Annotated in this window: 18 protein-coding genes; 10 read left to right on the top strand and 8 right to left on the bottom strand. The window is 64.9% G+C overall.

What is annotated here, in order from left to right:
• The first annotated feature begins 72 nt into the window (after nt 1–72).
• The 5 genes from NSE01_RS15505 to NSE01_RS15485 all read left to right on the top strand — a co-directional run bounded on the left by NSE01_RS15505 (nt 73) and on the right by NSE01_RS15485 (nt 5,382).
• The gene (locus NSE01_RS15505; RefSeq protein WP_147160557.1) at nt 73–1,308 is read left to right on the top strand and encodes a cytochrome P450; all 1,236 of its coding nucleotides are present in this window, start codon (nt 73–75) and stop codon (nt 1,306–1,308) included.
• Nucleotides 1,305–2,336, top strand: coding sequence for an acyl-CoA dehydrogenase family protein (locus NSE01_RS15500; protein ID WP_147160556.1), 1,032 nt, complete (start codon nt 1,305–1,307; stop codon nt 2,334–2,336). Before NSE01_RS15505 ends, NSE01_RS15500 begins: the two co-directional genes overlap by 4 nt.
• A gap of 27 nt (nt 2,337–2,363) precedes the next feature.
• Entirely contained in the window at nt 2,364–3,104 is a 741-nt protein-coding gene (locus NSE01_RS15495) for a ThuA domain-containing protein (RefSeq protein WP_174812058.1), read from the top strand.
• A gap of 26 nt (nt 3,105–3,130) precedes the next feature.
• The gene (locus NSE01_RS15490) at nt 3,131–4,339 is read left to right on the top strand and encodes an acyl-CoA dehydrogenase family protein (RefSeq protein ID WP_147160555.1); all 1,209 of its coding nucleotides are present in this window, start codon (nt 3,131–3,133) and stop codon (nt 4,337–4,339) included.
• Nucleotides 4,340–4,611: 272 nt separating this feature from the next.
• Nucleotides 4,612–5,382: a helix-turn-helix transcriptional regulator gene (locus NSE01_RS15485; RefSeq protein WP_147160554.1), complete on the top strand. Its 771-nt coding sequence runs from the start codon at nt 4,612–4,614 to the stop codon at nt 5,380–5,382.
• Between the two features lie 122 nt (nt 5,383–5,504).
• Here the strand turns inward: NSE01_RS15485 and NSE01_RS15480 are convergent, their stop codons facing one another.
• The 4 genes from NSE01_RS15480 to NSE01_RS15465 all read right to left on the bottom strand — a co-directional run bounded on the left by NSE01_RS15480 (nt 5,505) and on the right by NSE01_RS15465 (nt 11,028).
• The gene (locus NSE01_RS15480) at nt 5,505–6,287 is read right to left on the bottom strand and encodes an SDR family NAD(P)-dependent oxidoreductase (RefSeq protein WP_147160553.1); all 783 of its coding nucleotides are present in this window, start codon (nt 6,285–6,287) and stop codon (nt 5,505–5,507) included.
• Between the two features lie 96 nt (nt 6,288–6,383).
• Entirely contained in the window at nt 6,384–7,898 is a 1,515-nt protein-coding gene (locus NSE01_RS15475; protein ID WP_307725991.1) for an acetyl-CoA acetyltransferase, read from the bottom strand.
• Between the two features lie 14 nt (nt 7,899–7,912).
• Nucleotides 7,913–8,728: a crotonase/enoyl-CoA hydratase family protein gene (locus NSE01_RS15470; protein ID WP_147160552.1), complete on the bottom strand. Its 816-nt coding sequence runs from the start codon at nt 8,726–8,728 to the stop codon at nt 7,913–7,915.
• Nucleotides 8,725–11,028, bottom strand: coding sequence for a CoA transferase (locus NSE01_RS15465; RefSeq protein ID WP_147160551.1), 2,304 nt, complete (start codon nt 11,026–11,028; stop codon nt 8,725–8,727). Before NSE01_RS15465 ends, NSE01_RS15470 begins: the two co-directional genes overlap by 4 nt.
• A 61-nt stretch (nt 11,029–11,089) precedes the next feature.
• Here NSE01_RS15465 and NSE01_RS15460 point away from each other — a divergent pair, with 61 nt between their 5' ends.
• The 4 genes from NSE01_RS15460 to NSE01_RS15445 all read left to right on the top strand — a co-directional run bounded on the left by NSE01_RS15460 (nt 11,090) and on the right by NSE01_RS15445 (nt 15,537).
• A complete protein-coding gene (locus NSE01_RS15460; protein WP_147160550.1) occupies nt 11,090–11,701 on the top strand; it encodes a TetR/AcrR family transcriptional regulator in 612 nt (203 codons plus the stop codon).
• A 76-nt stretch (nt 11,702–11,777) separates the two neighbouring features.
• Nucleotides 11,778–12,575 (top strand): enoyl-CoA hydratase/isomerase family protein, encoded by a 798-nt coding sequence (locus NSE01_RS15455; protein WP_147160549.1) that lies wholly within the window; start codon nt 11,778–11,780, stop codon nt 12,573–12,575.
• A 38-nt stretch (nt 12,576–12,613) separates the two neighbouring features.
• Entirely contained in the window at nt 12,614–14,644 is a 2,031-nt protein-coding gene (locus NSE01_RS15450) for an NADPH-dependent 2,4-dienoyl-CoA reductase (RefSeq protein WP_147160548.1), read from the top strand.
• A gap of 260 nt (nt 14,645–14,904) precedes the next feature.
• Nucleotides 14,905–15,537 (top strand): hypothetical protein, encoded by a 633-nt coding sequence (locus tag NSE01_RS15445; protein ID WP_147160547.1) that lies wholly within the window; start codon nt 14,905–14,907, stop codon nt 15,535–15,537.
• Here the strand turns inward: NSE01_RS15445 and NSE01_RS15440 are convergent, their stop codons facing one another.
• The 3 genes from NSE01_RS15440 to NSE01_RS15430 all read right to left on the bottom strand — a co-directional run bounded on the left by NSE01_RS15440 (nt 15,538) and on the right by NSE01_RS15430 (nt 17,023).
• Complete coding sequence (locus NSE01_RS15440; RefSeq protein ID WP_147160546.1) at nt 15,538–16,317, bottom strand: enoyl-CoA hydratase; 780 nt, start codon at nt 16,315–16,317, stop codon at nt 15,538–15,540.
• Between the two features lie 64 nt (nt 16,318–16,381).
• Nucleotides 16,382–16,648, bottom strand: coding sequence for a hypothetical protein (locus NSE01_RS15435; protein ID WP_147160545.1), 267 nt, complete (start codon nt 16,646–16,648; stop codon nt 16,382–16,384).
• Between the two features lie 99 nt (nt 16,649–16,747).
• Nucleotides 16,748–17,023 carry an HU family DNA-binding protein gene (locus NSE01_RS15430; RefSeq protein WP_147160544.1) on the bottom strand — a complete coding sequence of 92 codons (276 nt, stop codon included), beginning with the start codon at nt 17,021–17,023 and terminating at the stop codon, nt 16,748–16,750.
• 573 nt (nt 17,024–17,596) lie between these two features.
• On the opposite strand from NSE01_RS15430, the gene NSE01_RS15425 reads away from it, so the two are divergent.
• The gene (locus NSE01_RS15425) at nt 17,597–18,001 is read left to right on the top strand and encodes a hypothetical protein (RefSeq protein WP_147160543.1); all 405 of its coding nucleotides are present in this window, start codon (nt 17,597–17,599) and stop codon (nt 17,999–18,001) included.
• A gap of 21 nt (nt 18,002–18,022) precedes the next feature.
• Here the strand turns inward: NSE01_RS15425 and NSE01_RS15420 are convergent, their stop codons facing one another.
• A complete protein-coding gene (locus NSE01_RS15420; RefSeq protein ID WP_170233863.1) occupies nt 18,023–19,453 on the bottom strand; it encodes a sensor histidine kinase in 1,431 nt (476 codons plus the stop codon).
• Between the last annotated feature and the right edge of the window lie 17 nt (nt 19,454–19,470).

The following is a 19,470-nucleotide window of genomic DNA, read 5'->3' as shown; positions in this document are numbered from 1 at the left end:
CGCGTGGCACGGGGTATTTGACGGTGCCAAACCCATGTGAAACGAATTTGGGACAGAGGTGTAGGGATCGCCATGAATGAGATGACCAAGAGCCTGCTTGATCCCGAGGTAATGCAGAACCCGTTCCCGCTGTATCAGTGGGCCCACGCGAATGCGCCTGTGATCGAGCTGCCCGAAACGGGCATGAAGATCGTCATGAATTACGAGATGTGCTCGGAAGCCGCGGGCCGTCCGGAAGACTTCTCGAACGACTTCAGCGCAGTCCTTTCGGGCGCATTGGCCGAAGATCCGGAAGTCAGCGGCATTCTTGCCGAAGGCTGGCCGCAGATGAACACGCTGCTGACGGCCGATCCGCCAGTTCACACCCGCTTTCGCAAGCTCGTCAATCTCGCCTTCTCGATGCCGCGCGTGAACGCGCTGGAAGCCGGCATCCGTGACAAGGTGACCAAGCTGATCGACGGCTTCATCGAAGACGGCGAGTGCGATTTCGTCGAGGCGTTCAGCGTCGGCCTGCCGGTGCAGGTGATCTGCGAGCAGCTGGGATTTTCCGAAAGCGAACGCGCCGATGTGAAGCGCTGGTCCGATGCTTTTGCCGACCGGCTCGGCCACATGATCCCGCGCGAGCGTGAGATCGAGTGCGCGCACGAGATCGTGGACTTCCAGCGCAAGCTCAAGGTCAAGATCGACGCCCGCCGCGAGAAGCCGACCGACGACCTGCTTTCAGACGTCGTCAATGCCCGCCTCGATGGCGAAACGCCGCTCAATGATGCCGAGATCCTCTCGATCGCGCAGCAACTGATGGTGGCTGGCAACGAAACGACGACGCACGCGCTCGCTGGCGGCATCGTACATCTTGCGCAGAACCCCGATCAGCAGGCAAAGGTCCGCGCCAATCCCGCGCTCGTCGGCAACATGATCGAGGAAGTGCTGCGGCTCGATACGCCGACCGCCGGCATGTGGCGGCTGGTAACCAAGGATACCGAGCTCGGTGGCCGTCCCTACAAGAAGGGCGAGATGGTCATGCTGCGCTATGCCGCGGCGAACCGCGATCCGGCGAAGTATCCCGATCCCGACAAGTTCGACGTCGAGCGCACCAATGCGCGCACGCACCTCGCCTTCGGCAAGGGCATCCACATGTGCGTGGGCAACATGCTGAGCCGCAAGGAAATGACGGTGGCGTTCACCGAACTGCTGCGCCGGCTCGATGATATCCGCATCAAGGATGATGCAGAACTGCGCGTCTCGCCCAACCTGCTGCTGCGCGGGTTCGTCTCTGTCCCCATCACCTTCAAGAAAGCTGGCGCGTGAACTTCGATCTCGACGAGAACCAGGAACTGTTCAAGGCAGCGGTCGAGCGCTTCTGCCAGGGGCAGGACGTGGCAGCGCGGCGCGCGGCACGTGCGCTGCCGGGCGGTATCGACCGGGCGCGCTGGAAGGAACTGGCGGAGCTCGGCCTGATCGGTCTTGCTGCCGGTGAAGATGATGGCGGCATGGGCGGCTCGCACGGCGACCTCGCGGTCGTGGCTCAGGCGCTTGGTCATGCGCAGGCGGTGGAGCCGTGGCTCGAATGCGGGTTCATCCCCGCGCGGCTGCTGGCCGGTTCCGCCCATCTCGAAGGCGTGATTGCGGGCGAGACCATCGCAGCGTTCGCCTTTGCCGAACCGGGTCGGCGCTTTGTGCTCGAAGCGAGCGGAGTGAAAGCGCGGGGCGGCAAGCTCTCCGGCACCAAGCAGTTCGTGCTGGCTGGCGGCGCGGCGGACATCTTCGTCGTAACGGCAGAGGAAGACGGCAAGACTGCGCTCTATGTCGTCGATGCCAAGGCGCCGGAAGTCGAAGTGCGGCCCTATCCGGTGGCTGACGGCGGCGTCGCGGCAATTGTCACCTTCCACGATGCGGTGGCGGAAGGCCCGCTGACCGTCGATCTCGGTGCGGTGATCGACGAGGCGCGGCTGATGGCGGCGGCCGAGATGGTCGGCATTGCCCAGCGCCTGTTTGCCGACACGCTGGAATACATCAAGACGCGCGAACAGTTCGGCCAGCCCATTGGCCGGTTTCAGGTGTTGCAGCACCGCATGGTCGATGCTTATGCGCGGGTCGAAAGCGTGCAGTCCGCGATCCTGCGCGCGCTGCTCAAGCCGGGCGCGCCGATGGCCGCGATCAAGGCGCATGTGGCCGAAAACGCGATCTGGGTTGGCCATCAGGCCGTGCAGCTTCACGGCGGCATGGGCATGAGCGACGAACTCGGCATCGGTCATGGTCTCAAGCGGATCGTGCTGCTTTCGAAGCTGTTTGGCGATCCCGCCAGCGATATTCTGGATTATGCCCGCGCAGCCTGAGGGCGCCGGGACTTTGGAGTGCCTGTAATGACCAAGCGGATCGATGCCCACTTCGTGGCCGCCGGCAAATACCACGATATCGACTTCGCTCGGCTCGAAGTGCTCAAGCTGCTGGGCGAGCACCCCGAGATCCGCACCACGGTGGCGATGGATTTCTCCAACACCGAGCGTCTGGAGCAGTGCCAGTTCCTCGTGACCTATACCTGCACCGTGCTGCCGACTCCGGAAGAGACGGTGAAGATCAAGGAATTCCTCGATCGCGGCGGGCGCTGGCTGGCGCTCCACGGCACCAACTCGATCCTGAAGTTCGTCGAAGGCGGGGTTGATTGCCCGGAAGAGCGCGACGACGTGATGGAAGTGCTCGGCACCCAGTTCAAGGCGCACCCGCCGATCGGCCCGTTCCGTGTCGAAGTGACCGACAAGACGCACCCGTTGACGCAGGGCCTCGAAGACTTCGACGTGATCGACGAGCTTTACATCATGAAGGAAAAGGCGCCGATCAAGATCCTGATGCAGACGCGTTTCGACGGCGAGGCGACCGGCTTCATCGAGGCGAATTACGAGAACGTCGTCGTCCCGATCCTGTACCTGCGCGATCATGGCAAGGGCGGTGTACTCTACAACACGCTCGGCCATTGCCGCAGCCACTTCGATGTTATTGAATTGCTGCCCTTTTGGACACATCCCGAACGCTGCAGCTGGAACTATCCCGTTTATTACGAAACCCTGCGCCGCGGCATCCGCTGGGCCATGAGTGAGATCGCCTGAAGGCCAAAAAGGCTAGGATACCGGCTATGGATATGGATTTCTCCCCTGAGGACCTTGCCTTCCAGAAGGAAGTGCGCGCGTTCCTCGACGACAAGCTCAATGCCCGCCTGCGCGAAGGCGCGGCCAACACGCCAAGCGTGTTCACCGAGCCGGACATCACCCGCGAATGGCAGGCGATCCTTGCCGAAAAGGGCTGGCTCGCCACTTCCTGGCCGGTCGAGGATGGCGGTCCGGGCTGGACGCCGACGCAGAAGTACATCTTCGAGAAGGAATGCGCGATTGCCGGCGCACCGTCGCTGCCGATCCTTGGCCTGCGCCTTGTCGGCCCGGTGATCTGCCACTTCGGCACGCCCGAGCAGAAGGCGCGCTTCCTGCCGCGCATCATCTCGGGCGAAGACTACTGGTGCCAGGGTTATTCGGAACCGGGCGCGGGCTCAGACCTTGCTGCGGTGAAAACCCGGGCCGAACGCGTCGGTGACAAGTATGTGGTCAATGGCTCCAAGATCTGGACCACCCACGCGCACCACGCCAACTGGATCTTTGCGCTCGTGCGCACCGATCCCACCGTGCAGAAGCAGCGCGGGATCAGCTTCCTGCTCATCCCGATGGAACAGCCGGGCGTCAGCGTCTCGCCCATCGTCACGATGGCGAACGACCACGAAGTCAACGCCACGTTCTTCGACAATGCCGAAACCCCTGCCGACAATCTGATCGGCGAAGAAGGGCAGGGCTGGACCATTGCCAAGTTCCTGCTCGAGAACGAGCGCGGCGGTTCGTGCGCGGCCCCCGCGCTCTTGGCCAAGCTCGACCGCATCGAACGCTGGGCGCGCGAGGAAGCCTCGGGCACCAACGGCGCGATGATCCATGATCCCAACATCTCGCAGCGCCTCGCCCGCCTGCGGCTGGAAGCGCAGGCCTTCGAGGTGACCGAGCTGCGCATCCTTGCCGAACTCGCCAAGGGCCGCCCGGCTGGCCCGCAGACTTCGCTGGTCAAGCTGACGAGCTCGAACCTGCGCCAGCAGATCGACGAGCTGGCGGTGGACCTGTTTGGCTATGACGGCTTGCAGCTCCCTGTCACCCGCCCGCTCTATGGCAACGAGGCGCCTGAATTCGTGGGCAGCCGCGCGGCACAACTCTCGATGCCGGCCTATCTCAATGGCCGTGCCTACACGATCTTCGGCGGTTCGGACGAAGTGCAGAAGACGATCATCGCGAAGCAAGTGCTTGGGTTGTGATCTGATCCGCTCACGCGGATTGCGGCGCCAGCCCGCTCCCCCGCCCGGCCACCCACGCAAGTATCCTGAATGGGTGGCCGGGCGGGGGAGCGGGCTGGCGCCGCTCTGTTTCGGCCCACCTTGTTTCGATTGGGCCGAAACAGCAGGGGACTGTTACCCGGAAGCCCCACATTCGAACCATTCCGGATGGGGCTTCCGCTACGGCACGCAGTAGGTTAGCATGCGAATCGAACCGGATGCCGGAGGAACTGGCACCGTCGAGAGGATGCAGCATGGACTGGGCGAACACCACCTTCGAGCAGGTGACGATTCGGGCCGTTGAAGACGTGCGGCCCGCCGCAATTGCGATACGCGATGTTGCCTTGAAGCTTGACCTGCGCATTGCCGTCTGCCCCGACATTTCGTCGAAGGAACAGATGCTCGATGCGGACGGGAAGATCATCAACGCCGACATTTTCGGCTGGACCGCCGATGGTGAGCGCTGGTGGGAAAACGGCACGCTGGCGCTGTCCTCGCCGTTTCCGCGCGCGACGCGCTACGAAAGCGAGCCCTTCTGGTGCAACGCCCACGGCGCCTTCACCGTCAGCCGCAACAACTACCTTGAAGATCTGAACTTCTCGGAGTTCCACAAGTTCAGCAAGGCGCGGGCGATGATCGTCATCCCCTCGCACCTTTCGTTCGGCCAGATCGCCGCGACGAGCTTCGTGCCGGTCGACAAGACGCTCGATGACCTATCGAACGTCTTTGCAGAGCACGGCGATTTTCTCGGCGCGCTCACTCGCCGTTTCGTGGCCAGCTACGTCAGCACGATGCGCACGCAGCAGTGGATCCCGAGCGACTGCCGCCTCTCCAAGCGCGAAGTCGAATGCCTGCGCTGGGCCGCGATCGGCAAGACGGACAAGGAAATCAGCCTGATCCTCGCGCTCAGCCACGCCACCGTGCGCTATCATATCCAGCGCGCGGGCGAAAAGCTGAACGCGGTGAACCGCAGCCAGGCGGTCTTCAAGGCGGGGCAGCTGGGGTATCTCGGCGCGGCTGCGTAAGCCGCCCCCCATTCCATCGTCATTGCGAGCGTAGCGAAGCAATCCAGAGCGTAATGCGTGACGCTCTGGATTGCTTCGCTACGCTCGCAATGAAGAGATAGGTTGAAGCGGTGGTGGCGGCTCTAAACCCCCACCATCCCCGCGGTGCTGGCGCCGTCGATCCCGTATTCCGACCCGCTGATGAAGCCCGCCTCGTCCGAGGCAAGGAACGCGACGAGCGCGGCAATTTCCTCCACCCGGCCCATGCGGCCGATGGCGGACATGGCGTTGAACTGCGCGCGGGCTGCGGCGCTGTCGGGGCTGCGGTCGATCACGCCGCGGATCAATTCGGTCTCGACCACGCCGGGGTGGATCGAGTTCACGCGGATCTGCGTCTTGAGATTGGCGCAGTGAAGGGCCGAGGATTTCATCAGCGCGATGAGGGCGCCCTTGCTCGCCGAATAGGCGACGTAGTTGGCGAGAGGGCGGTAAGCGCTCATCGACGAGTTGACGATGATCGAACCCGCCGGCCCATCCGGATTGGCGCGCATGGCGCGGATCGCATGCTGGATCGTCAGCATCACGCCGGTGAGGTTGACCCCCATGACACGCTGCCACGCCTCCATGGTGATGTCCTCGACGCTGCTGTCCCCCGTCTCGATCCCGGCGTTGGCGAAGGCAATGTCGAGCCGGCCGTGCTCGGCCTTGATCTGCGCCATCAGGCTGTCCCACGCGGCGGCATCCTCCACGCGGTGGGCGACGAACTGTGCGCCGGTTTCAGCACAGAGCGCAGCAGCAGCTTCGGCCTTGGAGCCGGTGAACACCACCTTCGCGCCCTCGCTGGCCAGCCGCCGCACGGTGCCCGCACCAATGCCCGAGGTGCCCCCGGTGATCAGCGCCACCTTGCCGTGAAACCGTCCGCTCATTGCTCTCTCCCTGAAGTCAGGGGGCGATCCTAGAGCTCGCTTGGACGAGGACCTACTGGCATTTTGATCTAACTCACACCCCATTGCGCGGGCAGGTCAGCGCCGCCAGATCCGCCGTTCGCCGTCCACGGCAACCGCCCCGCTGGTGCCCACAGGCTCCACCGCGCCGTCCATGAAGAAGGCCAGCACCCCCGCGTCCGCCACATCGATATGGCACAGCGTGCGCTTGCCCTCGGGTGTCCGCGCGATCACCACGCCGGCGGAAGGCACGCCTTCACGGTTGTGGAACACGGTATAGCTCTCGACCGTCGCCGGCCCGGCGTAGTCCTTCTCCAACTCGGGGATCGGTCCACGCGCCGCGTCCGCCTCGGCCTGATAGTCGAAGTCTTGCGGGAACTGCGCAGCGGCGATGGGCTGGCGCGAGACGACGATGCAGTGGTTGTCGGTCGCATAGCCGCCATTGGCAAACAGGAACCCGGTCTTCCCATCGCCGCCGCGCAGGCGCTCCACCATCGAGACAACCGCGTGACTCATGTAATTCGCGATGGGGCCGCCGCCGAAGGTCAGTCCGCCAAACACCGTGGCGGGCTTTTCCAGCGGCCAGCCGAGCACCCGCCGGGCCATCTTGGGCACGCAGGGGAAGCAGCTGTAGAGCTCGACATGATCGAAATCCGCGCCGGTCATGTGGTTCAGTTCCAGCGTGCGGCGGATCGCGGTGTCCATGCTGGAGGAGCGATCATAGCGGTCGCGGCGCAGGATGCTGGGGTCTTCCTTGGCCGCCGCGCCCATGCCGACATAGATCAGCCGCTCCTCGGGAATCCCGCGCCGCCGCGCTTCGGCAAGGCTGGCGATGAGGAAGCCCGCGCCTTGGTTGACCGAGGAATTGGCCACGGTGAGCTTGGTATAGGGAAACGCCAGCGGGCGGTTCGAAGGGCCGGGTGTCAGGATCTCTTCCGCTGTCACCGCCTTCCGGATCCATGCGCCGTCGTTGGCGGCAGCGACCCGGCTCATGCCCGCCCAGATCGCGCCGCTTTCGGCCTGCGCTTCGGCGAACGTCTGGCCATAGGCCGCGCGGCCCGCGTTCTCGTAGATCGGGTAGACGTCGACGGGCGCGGTCAGGCCATGCGCCTGCGCGTAAGTCGGATCGCGGCGGGTGGAGACATTGCGGACGGCGTTGTAGCTCTTGTCCTCACCCTTCGCCGCCAGCGCGGCGAGGCCCGCAGCCGTGCGCAGCGCCTCGGCGCCGACCACCGCAGCCATGCTCACCTTGCCTTCGCCGATGCGGTTGGCAGCTTCGTTGAGCAGGCGGATCGGGGTATCGCCGTGCGGGGCTTCGGATTGGTAATTGATCGGCGGATTGGCCCCGATCTTGCGCGCCACGCTGTCGCACAGGTTGCCGAGATGGCGGAAGCTGATCTGGTCGACGATGGCGAGGCTGTCGAGATCGGCGAGCAGATTGCCGCTCTTGTCGGTGCGGGCATCCGCCTCCGCCAGTCGCAGCGCAGCCGCCATCAGCCCCGGCGGATCAAGGCCAAGCTCGGGGCTTTCCGGTCGGTCGTTGATCTGGCCGACGCCAATGATGACGGGGATGCGTTCGGGATCGTTCATCATTGCCGGTTCCTTTCCTACTGGGCCTTCCACACGGGTGCGCGCTTTTCCGCGAAAGCGCGCGGGCCCTCGCGGGCATCTTCGCTGCGCATGATAACCTTGGTCTCGGCGGCGTTCTGCGCCCAGAAGCCGTCTTCCGCCGCACGGTGATGATCGATGATCTGCAGTGCGATGCGCTTCGAGGCCTGCACTGAAAGCGGTGCGTTGACCGCGATGCGTTCGGCAAGCGCGAAGGCTTCGTCGAGCAGTTTGTCCGCCGGCACCACCTTGTTGACGAGGCCAAGTTCGGCGGCTCGGGCGGCGGTGAAGGGCTCGCCGGTCATCATGTATTCCATCGCGACCTTGGGCGGCAGTTGCTGGACGAGGCGGAAGGCGCCGCCCGCGGCGGCGATCAGCCCACGCTTCACTTCGGGAAGGCCGAACTGCGCATGTTCCGCCGCGATCACCATATCGCTGGCAAGCGCAAGCTCGGTGCCGCCGCCCAGGGCAAAGCCGTTGACCGCCGCGATCACCGGCTTGGAAATCGGGTGCTGCACGAACCCGGCAAAGCCCCACGCGGCCTTGGCCTTGTCTTCGGGCGCAATGCGTTCACCGCGCGAGAGGGCGACGAGATCGGCGCCGGCGCAGAACGCCTTCTCGCCCGCGCCGGTCAGCACGACGACGCGGATCTCCGGATCATGTTCGGCCAGTTCCAGCGCCTCACCGATGCCGATGTGGACGGCCGCGTTGACCGCATTGCGCGCTTCGGGGCGATTGATCGTGATGAGGAGGACATTGCCGCGGCGTTCGGTGAGCACGGCGGGTGCGCTGGCAGGTTGGGGAGCAGCGTTCATCGGGCAGTCTCCAGGTAGGACTTGGTGGCGACCATCTCGCGGATCTTCGCAGGCGTTGTTTCGAGCACCCCTGCGGCTTCGAGGGAAGCGCATTCGGCTTCGCTCAGGCCGAGCCAGTCCTGCATCACCGCGTAGGTATCCTGACACATGAGCGGGGCCGGGCAGGCATCGGCATCGGGGACTGCGGGCCAGATTGCGGGGCGGCGTTCGGCGGTCATCGGCTCGGGCAGCAGATCGTGCGGATCGCTGCGGAACAGGCCTCGCGCGGCGTAGTAGGGGTGATCTTCAAGTTCGGCCGCACGCAGCATCGGCGCGGCGGGCACGCCGGCAGCCTGCAGCACCTCGGCCGCTTCGCGCGGGTCCCGTTCGGCCAGCCAGTCGGCGAGCGGCTGGGTGCCGATCACACCGGCAAGGCGCTGGCGATCCGTCTCATCGCGCAAGGAAACGACGCACCATTCATCCTCGCCCTTGGCGGCATGGACCTGCGCCGGGCCATCTGCGGCGTCGAGGCCGAGCGCGGTTGCTGCGATTTCGGTGGCGAGATGGGCGAGCATGACCTCGGCCTGGCTTACATCGACATGGCCGCCGCGCCCGGTGCGCCTGCGGCGAGCCAGCAGCGCCATGACCGCACTTGCACCGATCCGCGCGCAGACGTGATCGGGGTAGATCGTCACCGAGTCCGAAAGGCTCTCTGGATCATCCGGATAGCGCCACATCGCGGTGAGACCGGCGGCTGCGCGCACTAGAGGGCCATAGCCCATGCGCTTCGACCACGGCCCGGTGCGGCCGAAGGCGCTCGATTCGACGGCGATCAGACGCGGGTTTATCTGGACGAGGTCTTCGTAGCCCAGGCCGAGCGATTCCAGCGTGCCGGGCTTGAAGTTGGAGAGCATCACATCTGCGTCGGCCACCATGCGGCGCAGCAGGGCCTTGCCTTCGTCGGACTTCAGGTTGAGCCCGAGGCTGCGCTTGTTGCGGTGCCCGGCGCCGAAGCTGCTCGACAGGCCGATCTTGAGCCACGTCTGCCGTGAGCCATCGGGGAAGGCGGCTGATTCGATCTTCACGACATCCGCGCCAAGATCGGCGAGAAGACGCCCGGTCTCGGCACCGACGACGATCACGCCGAGATCGAGAACCTTGAGGCCCTCAAGCGGCCTGCGGAGCGGACGACCGGGTTCGGTGGTGACGGTGACGGTGACGGGGGCGGGGGCAGGTGCGGGACGCGGCGCGGGGGCGCTTGAGTGGATTGGCCCCATCCGCTCGCCGTCGAGCACGATCATGCCGTTCGGCACCGGGACGCGGCGGCCGCCGGGAAGCTCGGCCTCGGTAAACGTGCCGCGTGCCTTGATGTGATCTGCAGCAAGGCAATCGGGCAGCGTGTTGAGGCCCGCCAGGGGAACGCCGTGCTGCTGGCCCAGCGCCTCGATCTCCGCGCGGGTCTTGTCCGCGAGGAAGGCCTGCATCGCGGCAAGCAGTTCCCTGCTTTTGAAGCGGACCATGATGTCGTTGAATTCCGGACCGGCGAATTCGGTCGGCGAGCCCATCATCCGGTGCATGCCCTGCCACTGGCGCGGGGCGAGGACGCAGAGGCGGACGTAGCCATCCGCCACCGGGATGATCGGATACTGCACTCCCTTGGGCGGGCGGCCCGGGGGCAGCGAGGCAGCGGGGCGGCCATTCGTGGCGCTGCCGGAAATGCCGAACGCGGGATCGAGCGCTTGCATCGCGCCATCGAGGGCAGCGTAATCGACAGGACCGCCGATGCCGCTGACCAGCGCCTGCGTGAGCGCGGCCATCGCAACGTAGGTTCCCTGCGCGATGGCGCATTGCAGTGCGATTTCGCCGGGCGGCAACAGCGGCGCGCGGCCCTTGATGCCCGAGCGCGACAGTTCGGTGGTCAGCGCGTGGAGCACGCCGTCGGTCCACTGCCAGTGCGCGTATGCGTTGCCGCGGCCGAAGCCGGTCGCGGTCATGTGCACCAGCGCGGGATTGGCGGCGCGCAGGGCATCCCAGTCCAAGCTGCCCTCGGGCAGGTCCTCGATGACAAGATCTGCGCCGGTGAGGCGCGCGGGGAGTTCGGTTGCCGCGATCGTCTCGATTCGCTTGCCGAGATTGGCGGTCCAGTATGCCAGTTCGGCGCGGGGATCGCCGACCGGGCAGGCACCTCTGCCGGCTGGTTCGAGGCGGATCACCTCGGCACCCAGTTCGCGCAAGGTTCGTGCGATTCCGGCAAGCGGGCTGGCGACGAGATCGATCACCACGATGCCGGAAAGCGGGCGGTCGATGGCCTCTTGCTGCACTCGCGGAGCCCCCTTGCAATATTATTGGACGGAAGGTGTCCATAAAGGATAGAATGGCACCATGCAACGCGCATCCGCCGAAGCTGAACCGCGTCCCCGGGGGCGTCCGCGCAATCCGGATGTCGAGGCGCGCATCCTTGCTGCGGCGGCGCAAGTCTATGGCGCGGGCGGCTGGGCTGGCTTCAGCCTCGATGCCGTGGCGCGCGCGGCGGGGATTGGAAAATCGACGCTCTATGCTCGCTGGACAAGCGGGGAGGACCTGCTGTGCGCGATGGTCGAGGAGCGCTGGCAAGGGGTGGCGAAGATCGACACCGGGAGCCTGCGCGGCGATCTCACGGCATTCGGGGCGCTCGTGCTGACCCGCTATCTGGAAACCGGCGGCGGCGTCGCGCGGCATATGCGGCGCGATCTGGCGGGCCATCCGGAACTCGCCGCTCGAATTGGCCCGGTGCTTGGCGCGCTGACGGAGCAGGCCATCGCGATCCTGCGCAGGGGCCGCACGCGGGGCGAACTGCGCGAGGGTGTCAGCACGGCGCTTGCCTCCGATATGCTGCTTTCCGCGATGGAGACCCACGCCGGCCGCATCGGTCCGGGCGAAACGATGAGCGAGGAGGCCATCGCCGCATATGCGGCGCGGGTGGCCGATTTGCTGATCGGCGGGATCGGGACATGAGCGGCGCTGTCAATATGGGCAGGTTTGCGGCGGGCCTGCTCGTGGAAGAATTGGGAACTGGAGGGGAGAGCGGAGCATGAGCTATCGCACGATCACGATTGAGAAGCGCGGCGCGGCAGACTGGCTGACGCTGAACCGCCCACATGCGCTCAATGCGATCTCGCTGGAGATGGTTGACGAACTGAGCGACTACTTCGGCAAGCTCTACCACGACCGGGAAACGCGCGTGGTGGTGATGCGCGGCGCGGGCCGCGCCTTCTGCGCCGGGCTTGATATCAAGGATCGGCAGGAAAGTGACCGTCCCGATCCCTTCGGCGGCGGCTTCGGTTTTCAGGGTCATCTGGCTGAGGTCTATGTGAAGATGCGGCGCTGCCCGCAGCCGATCGTCGCGCTGGTGCACGGGGCGGCCTGCGGCGGCGGCTTTGCCTTTGCGCTGGCGGCGGACATCCGCATCGCGGGTGAGAGCGCGAAGATGAATGCGGCTTTCATCAAGCTCGGCCTGTCCTCGTGCGATATGGGAGTGAGCTATTTCCTGCCGCGGCTGGTTGGCACCTCGATTGCATCGGAGCTGATGCTGACCGGGCGCTTCATCCATGCCCTGCGTGCGCTGGCGACGGGGCTTGTCAGCGAAGTGGTGCCCGATGACCAGCTTGAAGTGGTAGGCGAGGGCTATGCTGCGGAAATGCTCGCCGCCTCGCCGCGCGGGCTGCGCATGACCAAGGAAGGCCTCAGCCTCGCGGTGGATGCGCCCAGCCTCGAAGCGGCGATGGCGATCGAGAACCGCAACCAGCTGATGACAGCCGCCAGCCCGAATTTTGCGGAAGGTATGCGCGCTTTCCTCGAGAAACGCGCGCCCAACTATATTCCAGACTGAACGGCCAATTGAACGGCCAGATTGAACGGAACGAACCGATGACGCATTCCAAATATCCGCTGGTGTTCTCCCCGCTCACGATCCGGGGGAACCGGCTCAAGAACCGCATCATCATGGGCTCGATGCATTCGGGGCTCGAAGACCTGCCCGATGCGGCAGAACGGCTCTCTGCCTATTTCGTCGAACGCGTGAAGGGCGGCGTCGGCATGATCATCACCGGCGGGATCACGCCGCACGAAAGCGGCGGGCGCGGCGCGAAGCTGAGCGAGCCGAGCGAGGTGCCGATGCACCGCGCGGTGACCGATGCGGTTCATGCCGCCGATCCGGACGTGAAGATCTGCATGCAGATCCTGCATTCGGGTTCGATCGCCAATGTGCGCGAGCCGGTCGGTCCTTCGCCGGTACGCTCAAGGCTGGCGCGCGTGGCGCCGGTAGAGCTGGATGAAGCCGGCATCGAGGAGCAGATCGCGGCCTTCGCCAATTGCGCCGCGCTGGCGGTCGAGGCGGGGTATGACGGGGTCGAGATCATCGGCTCGGCAGGCTATCTGATTTCCACTTTCCTCGTCGAGCGGACCAACCAGCGCACTGATCGCTGGGGCGGCACGTGGGAAAACCGCATGCGCTTTGCGGTCGAAGTGGTGAAGCGCGCGCGTATCGCGCTGGGTGACGACAAGATGCTGATCTTCCGCATTTCCGCGATGGACATGCTGGAGGGCGGCCTCGCCTGGGAGGAAGTGGCGAGCCTTGCCAAGGCGCTGGAAGCCGCCGGTGCAGATGTCATCAGCACCCACTTCTGCTGGCACGAAAGCCAGGTGCCGACAATCGCCACGATGGTGCCGCGCGCCGCCTTTGCGCAAGTGACGGGCAAGCTGCGCGATGTCGTCTCGATCCCGCTCATCACCAGCAACCGCATCAACATGCCGCATGTGGCCGAGGAAGTCCTCGCGCGCGGGGATGCCGATCTCATCTCGATGGCGCGGCCGATGCTGGCGGACGCCGAGATCGTGAAGAAGGCGTGGGAAGGCCGCGAGGACGAGATCAACACCTGTATTGCCTGCAACCAGGCCTGCCTCGATCACACCTTTACCGGCCAGTTGACAAGCTGCCTCGTCAACGCGCGCGCCTGCCGCGAGACGGAGATCAAGGTGCAACCTGCGGCGACCGCACGGCGCATCGCTGTGGTTGGCGCCGGGCCCGCTGGCCTTGCCTACGCAACCATCGCTTCCGGGCGCGGGCACAAGGTCACGCTGTTCGATGCGGCGGATGAAATCGGCGGGCAGTTCAATCTGGCGCGCAAAATCCCCGGCAAGGAGGAGTTCGACGAGACGATCCGCTACTTCGGCCGCATGATCGAAGTGAACGGCATCGAACTGAAGCTCGCTACGCGGGTTAATGCAGACATGCTGGCGGCGGGCGGTTTTGACGAGATCGTGATCGCCACGGGGATCACCCCGCGCAAGCCGGATATTGACGGCATCGATCACCCCAAGGCCGTGCGCTATGTCGACGTGATCACCGGCAAGGCCGAGGTTGGCAAGAAGGTTGCGATCATGGGCGCGGGCGGCATCGGCTTCGACGTGGCCGAACTGATTACCCATGCCGGAACTCCGGGCTCTCTCGATGTCGAGGTTTTCGCGAAGGAATGGGGTATCGATTTCAAGAACCACCCGCGCGGCGGCGTGACCGGCGTGGTGCCCGAAGTCGCCACCAGCGGACGCGAGGTGTGGCTGCTCCAGCGCAAGGCGAGCGCAGTCGGCAAGGGCCTCGGCCGCACAACCGGATGGACACATCGCATTACCCTTCAGCGCCGCGGCGTGCAGATGCTGGGAGGGGTGGAGTATGACCGCATCGACGATGCCGGCCTCCACATCCGCGTGGAAGGCGAGCTGCGTCTGCTCGATGTCGATACCGTGATCGTCTGCGCGGGGCAGGAACCGGCACGCGGGCTTTTCGACGAACTCGTGGCGCGCGGGCTCAACCCGCAGTTGGTCGGCGGGGCCTATGAGGCGTCCGAACTCGATGCAAAGCGGGCTATCAAGCAGGCAACCGAACTGGCGGTTGCGGTTTAGTTGTACCCCTCCGATGTCACCCTGGAGATGTTCCGGGGTGACATCGTGCTGTGGGGCGCAAGCAATCAGGCGCGAGCGAGCCAGGTCACTCCTGACTCTCTATATGGCAAAAACATAACCAAAGATAGTTTTCTGCACTGGTTTCCATAGCAGGATTCCGTTAGTCGGATCGTGTTGGACCGTCAGGAACATATTGTATGGTATGGCATACCCTGCCTCGCCGGGATTTTGATGTGCCCGTGTGGGATGCAAACTATCGTTTGGCCAATGTAGGCGATCCGTCCGGCAAGGTAGGCAAGGCTGTCGACCTTGTAGCGCTGATCGAGCCGTATTCGGCCTTCTTCGCCTATGGCATCGGGGCGGGCGGCAATGCGGCTATGCTGATCGAGGGGCTGCTTCGGCTGGAGACATGCTGCGCGGCGCTCGATGCGGCGGTTGCTCCGCTGTGGCAGGATCTGGCGCGCAAACCTCTGACCGTTGCCGAGGATGCGGACAAGCAGCGCATGGACCGACTGTTCGGTCTCGATGGCAAGGCAGGGCTGCTCGGCGTGCTCAGGCGCAATCGCCAGACTGCGGCGAGGGACCTGCCGGCAATGTCCAGCGTGCAGCAGGCCGAATTTCTTGCCGCGCTGCTCAGCTTTGCAGATAGCCTGCTTCCCGACGGGGGTGGGGAAGGTCTGTGGCCCACGCGCGGCACACCGCTTGCGCTGCCGCTCTATCTGCAGGCTCTGGCGCTGATCGTTCTGGTGCAAGGCTGGATCGGCGGCCAGCCCGGTGCGGCCGAGCAAGCCGCCGTTGCGCGCCACCGGGCATTTCTTCTTGGCGGCGCGCAGGCATTCGCCCCCGATGCCGCAACTGTAGCCTGTGCCGCAGCAGAGGCGCTGCGCGGCTAGCTATTGATTGCGACCGCGTTCCTGCACAGCGAGGCGGCGCGCTTCGACTTCCTCGGGCCGGACAGCGGAGTTTGCAGCGGACGAGCGCTGGGCTTCGAGTGCCATGCCTTCGCCGAACGGGAGCGCGTAGCCATCGTCGATCAGCGCCTTGTAATTGCGCAGGAAGGTGGGATCGATCGAGGCCATGTCGCGCGCCAGTTGCTGCGCAGTGGGGAGCAATTCCTCGATCGAGACAACCCGGTTTACAAGGCCCCAGCGTTCGGCTGTCGCGGCATCGAGGAAGTTGCCGGTGAACGACAGTTCCTTGGCGCGGCTGATGCCGATCAGGCGGGGAAGCTTCTGTGAAAGGCCCCAGCCGGGATAGACGCCGACGCGCGCATGGGTATCTGCAAAGCGCGCGTTGGTGGAGGCGATGAGGACATCGCAGGCAAGCGCGACTTCGAAGCCGCCGGTGATGGCGACACCGTTGATCGCGCCGACCACCGGCTTGCGGCAAATCTCGATCGCCTTGACCGGGTTTTCCGAAGCGCCTTCGGCATTGGCCGCACCTAGTGCGCCTTCGGTCGAGCCGAGTTCCTTGAGATCGAGCCCGGCCGTGAAGGCGCGCGTGCCCGCACCGGTCAGCACGACGGCACGTACGGCGTCATCTGCATCGAGCGCGGTCATGACTTCGGCGAGACGCGCGCGCAGAGCCTTGGAGAGGGCGTTCATCGCGTCGGGCCGGTTGAGCGTGACGGTGGCGACGCCTTCGGCAATATCGACGAGAATGAGATCGGTCATGGGGCTGGTCCTCAAGGGAGTTTGACGCGGTTTGACCACGGCGTGCCGGGCCATGCACCTCTGCTTATTGCGGGGGGCCTGAAACCCCGGCGCACAGATCCATGAAATTGCGTGCGGCATCGCGCTCGGCAGGATCCTTGAAGGCGACATCGAGATCGGGCGCGCTGCCCAGAATGTGCATGAGCGCCCAGAGCGCAAAGCGGCGGGACGGATCGGTTTCCAGCCCGAAGTCCACGGCAAGCCGCTCTGACCCGGCCACGAGCTCGGCACCGCTCAGTCCGCTCAGTTCAGCTGTCCCGAAGTAGCGCTGCATCAGATCATCGAAGCCCACTGGCCTGTTCCTTCCCTGAAAGCACGAACGGCACGCGAGAGGAGTTCCCCCGCGTGCCGTTCTGGCATCATCTGCGCACTTGCGTGGGCGCGTGACGGATCAGCCGTTCAGCTTGTCCTTGACCGACTTCGCGGCAGCGAAGGTCAGCTTGCGCGAAGCGGCGATCTGGATGGTGGCGCCGGTCGAGGGGTTGCGGCCTTCGCGGGCCGGGCTTTCCTTGACCTTGAACTTCCCGAATGCGCTCAGCGAAACTTCTTCGCCCTTGGCAGCTGCATCGGCGATCGCCGCGAACACGGTGTCGACCAGCTTCTTGGCATCGGCCTTGGTGAGGCCCGCGCTGGCAGCAACGGTTTCGGCGAGTTCAGCAGTATTCATGATCCCAAATCTCCAACGGTTGGACGCGCCGGTTAGCTTGGGCAGCGCCCTGCGTCCAGCCTAGCGCATCGAGAAAACGCTGGAATCTGGGGGAATCTGACGAGCCGCGCTGTCTGGACGACACGGCGAGCGGGGCCTGACCGCCGCATATCGGTGGCTGGCCAGCGCGGCCTTGGCTCCGCAATGGAGTGATTTCCCGAAGCACCGCGCAGGAGGCGAGATACAGCCCTGTATTGATCAAGTACAGCGATTGAGCATGGCCAAAATTGCGTCGTAACCCGCATGTGTGTCGCAATCCGCTCGGAGGGAACTTGCGTTGCGTTGCCATCGAATACTGAAGATCGGTGGCGGAGTCCTCGAAAGCGGATTTCGCAGAAAGCGAGAATTGGAGCGAGCGCTCCGGGTGCTTAAGGCCATGTGCCCAAGCAGATCGGGTCGTCCGGATTTTACCGCCGCGCTCTGCCATTCGCCTCGTTTTACACAGGAATAAATACGTGCGGCACGCCCTCGCATACTTGTAACCCTCGGCAGCCACCGTCCGAATCCCGTGACCAAGCCCATGGGAGAGACGCTTTGATCACCACGCTCATTTTTCTCGCTGCCGCCGCGCAATCGGTCGAAGCGGACCCGGTCCAGCCACTTTATGTTGATGCCCAGCTCGGCAAGCAGATGTCTGTTGAAGAGATGAAACGCGATCTCGTCGGAAGTTCGTTTGCCTTCGACAGTCCCGAAGGCAGGAACGCGTTCTATGTTGCAGAGGGCGGCGTTCTCAAGGGGGTGATGCCCAAGGGTGGGGCGTTTGCGATCAACTGGCGCTTCCGCGAGTACGACAATCTCTTCTGCTTCGAGACGGGCGACGTCGCATCGAGCGGATGCGTCCAGATGATCCGTGATGGCGAAAAGGTCAGCGTCCGCCGCAAGGACGGTCTCGTGGAGTTTACCGCCACGATAGCGCCCGGAAACGCGTTCAATCTCTGAACGGCTCATGGTCGGCGCAGTTCAGCAATGCCGATCCGCGCGATCGGATTGTCGGACCAAGGGCAGCTCGCAATAAAACGCAGCGCCGTGCCGCCACGCCGGATCGAGTTCCACGCTGCCGCCCATGAGTTCGGCCATGCGGCGTGAGGAGGGCAGGCCGAGCCCGACGCCGCTCTGACCGACCGGATCAGCGCAGTCCGGCTTCACCTCATCAAACAGGTTTGCAGCCAACGCTGTCGATATGCCCCGGCCATCGTCCACCACATAGATGCGCACTCGGTCGCCCCGCCGCCGTCCACCCACGAGGATGCGGCTGCCGCGCGAATGGCGCATGGCATTGTGGAGGAGGTTGCGGACAATGCGCACGAGCAGCGCCGGATCGGCGGCAACCACGAGCCTGCTGCCCATCTGTTCGATGCGGAACCCGCTCACCACCGCGATCTCGGCGACTTCACTACAGACGCGCGGGATGATCGCATCAAGCGCCGTGAACTGCACTTCAGGCCGGATCATGCCGCCATCGAGCCGCAAGTGCTCGAGCAGCTGTTCGAGCAGCCCCGCCGCTTCGGCAAAGGCGAGCCGAGCGTTGACCACCGCGGTATCGCCCGTGGCGGACTGGCGGTCGGCAATGCGGTTGAAGAACAGCGCCGCCGCTTGGAGCGGTTGACGCAGATCATGGGTCGCCGCTGCGATGAAACGCGTCTTGGCCTGCCGCGCTTCGGTCGCCGCGGCGAGCGCAGCGGCGAGATCGCCTGAAATCGCCTCGGCCGACAGGCGCGCCGCAATGGCCGACCGGATGGCGACCTTGAGCGTTGCCGCGACCCCGATCATCAGCGCCCCGAACGCGACGAGGAACACGGCGAGCCCCGCCGAATAGGGACCAGGTGCCATCACGAAGAACAGAGCCGCGGATCCGAAGATCGAGACTACGCCGAACGTGATCGTGCCGAGCGATTCCGCAGTCGAAATGACCTGCCCCGAAACACAGGCGGCATAAAACACCACCATCAGCAGCCGCAGCGGCTCAGAGGCATAGGGCAGGAGCAGCCAGACGCTGGATGCCACGGCGACATCGAACAGGATCGCGACGACTTTGCCCGCCGGTGACCAGATCGCCATGATCTCGGCGTCGTCCGGTCGGCGAACCAGCACGGCAAGCGGCACCGCCACCATCGCTGCGATCGCGGCGATGAACAGACTGGTCCACGTCCACAGCCGCGCGGGCGGCATGATGTCCACAAACAGCAGGTGAACGTAGGCCAGCGTGCCAGCGATCAGGATGGTGAAGGCGCCGGCCACGGCAAATTCGATCCGGGATTCCGCCGCGCGGACACGGACATGCTCGGCGGGATCGGTGGGGGCGCTCACCTGCGGCATCATTGCGGGCCGCGCGCCACTTGCCAAGCGCTCATCCGGCTCGGCCATCCGGCTCGGCCATATGGGCGAAGCCATGCTCGCAGCCGGGCGCC

Origin of the sequence: Novosphingobium sediminis (assembly GCF_007991615.1) — a bacterium.
In the GTDB taxonomy this organism is placed as follows: Bacteria; Pseudomonadota; Alphaproteobacteria; order Sphingomonadales; family Sphingomonadaceae; genus Novosphingobium; species Novosphingobium sediminis.
The sequence above is the reverse complement of the archived record's forward strand: the minus strand, read 5'-3'. Positions and strand labels throughout refer to the sequence as shown.

Excerpts from the sequence above, each read along its gene's own strand:
- NSE01_RS15505 (WP_147160557.1), top strand. The coding sequence starts at position 73 with ATGAATGAGATGACCAAGAGCCTGCTTGATCCCGAGGTAATGCAGAAC.
- NSE01_RS15495 (WP_174812058.1), top strand. The coding sequence starts at position 2,364 with ATGACCAAGCGGATCGATGCCCACTTCGTGGCCGCCGGCAAATACCAC.
- NSE01_RS15490 (WP_147160555.1), top strand. The coding sequence starts at position 3,131 with ATGGATATGGATTTCTCCCCTGAGGACCTTGCCTTCCAGAAGGAAGTG.
- NSE01_RS15485 (WP_147160554.1), top strand. The coding sequence starts at position 4,612 with ATGGACTGGGCGAACACCACCTTCGAGCAGGTGACGATTCGGGCCGTT.
- NSE01_RS15480 (WP_147160553.1), bottom strand. The coding sequence starts at position 6,287 with ATGAGCGGACGGTTTCACGGCAAGGTGGCGCTGATCACCGGGGGCACC.
- NSE01_RS15475 (WP_307725991.1), bottom strand. The coding sequence starts at position 7,898 with ATGATGAACGATCCCGAACGCATCCCCGTCATCATTGGCGTCGGCCAG.
- NSE01_RS15470 (WP_147160552.1), bottom strand. The coding sequence starts at position 8,728 with ATGAACGCTGCTCCCCAACCTGCCAGCGCACCCGCCGTGCTCACCGAA.
- NSE01_RS15460 (WP_147160550.1), top strand. The coding sequence starts at position 11,090 with ATGCAACGCGCATCCGCCGAAGCTGAACCGCGTCCCCGGGGGCGTCCG.
- NSE01_RS15455 (WP_147160549.1), top strand. The coding sequence starts at position 11,778 with ATGAGCTATCGCACGATCACGATTGAGAAGCGCGGCGCGGCAGACTGG.
- NSE01_RS15450 (WP_147160548.1), top strand. The coding sequence starts at position 12,614 with ATGACGCATTCCAAATATCCGCTGGTGTTCTCCCCGCTCACGATCCGG.
- NSE01_RS15440 (WP_147160546.1), bottom strand. The coding sequence starts at position 16,317 with ATGACCGATCTCATTCTCGTCGATATTGCCGAAGGCGTCGCCACCGTC.
- NSE01_RS15430 (WP_147160544.1), bottom strand. The coding sequence starts at position 17,023 with ATGAATACTGCTGAACTCGCCGAAACCGTTGCTGCCAGCGCGGGCCTC.
- NSE01_RS15420 (WP_170233863.1), bottom strand. The coding sequence starts at position 19,453 with ATGGCTTCGCCCATATGGCCGAGCCGGATGGCCGAGCCGGATGAGCGC.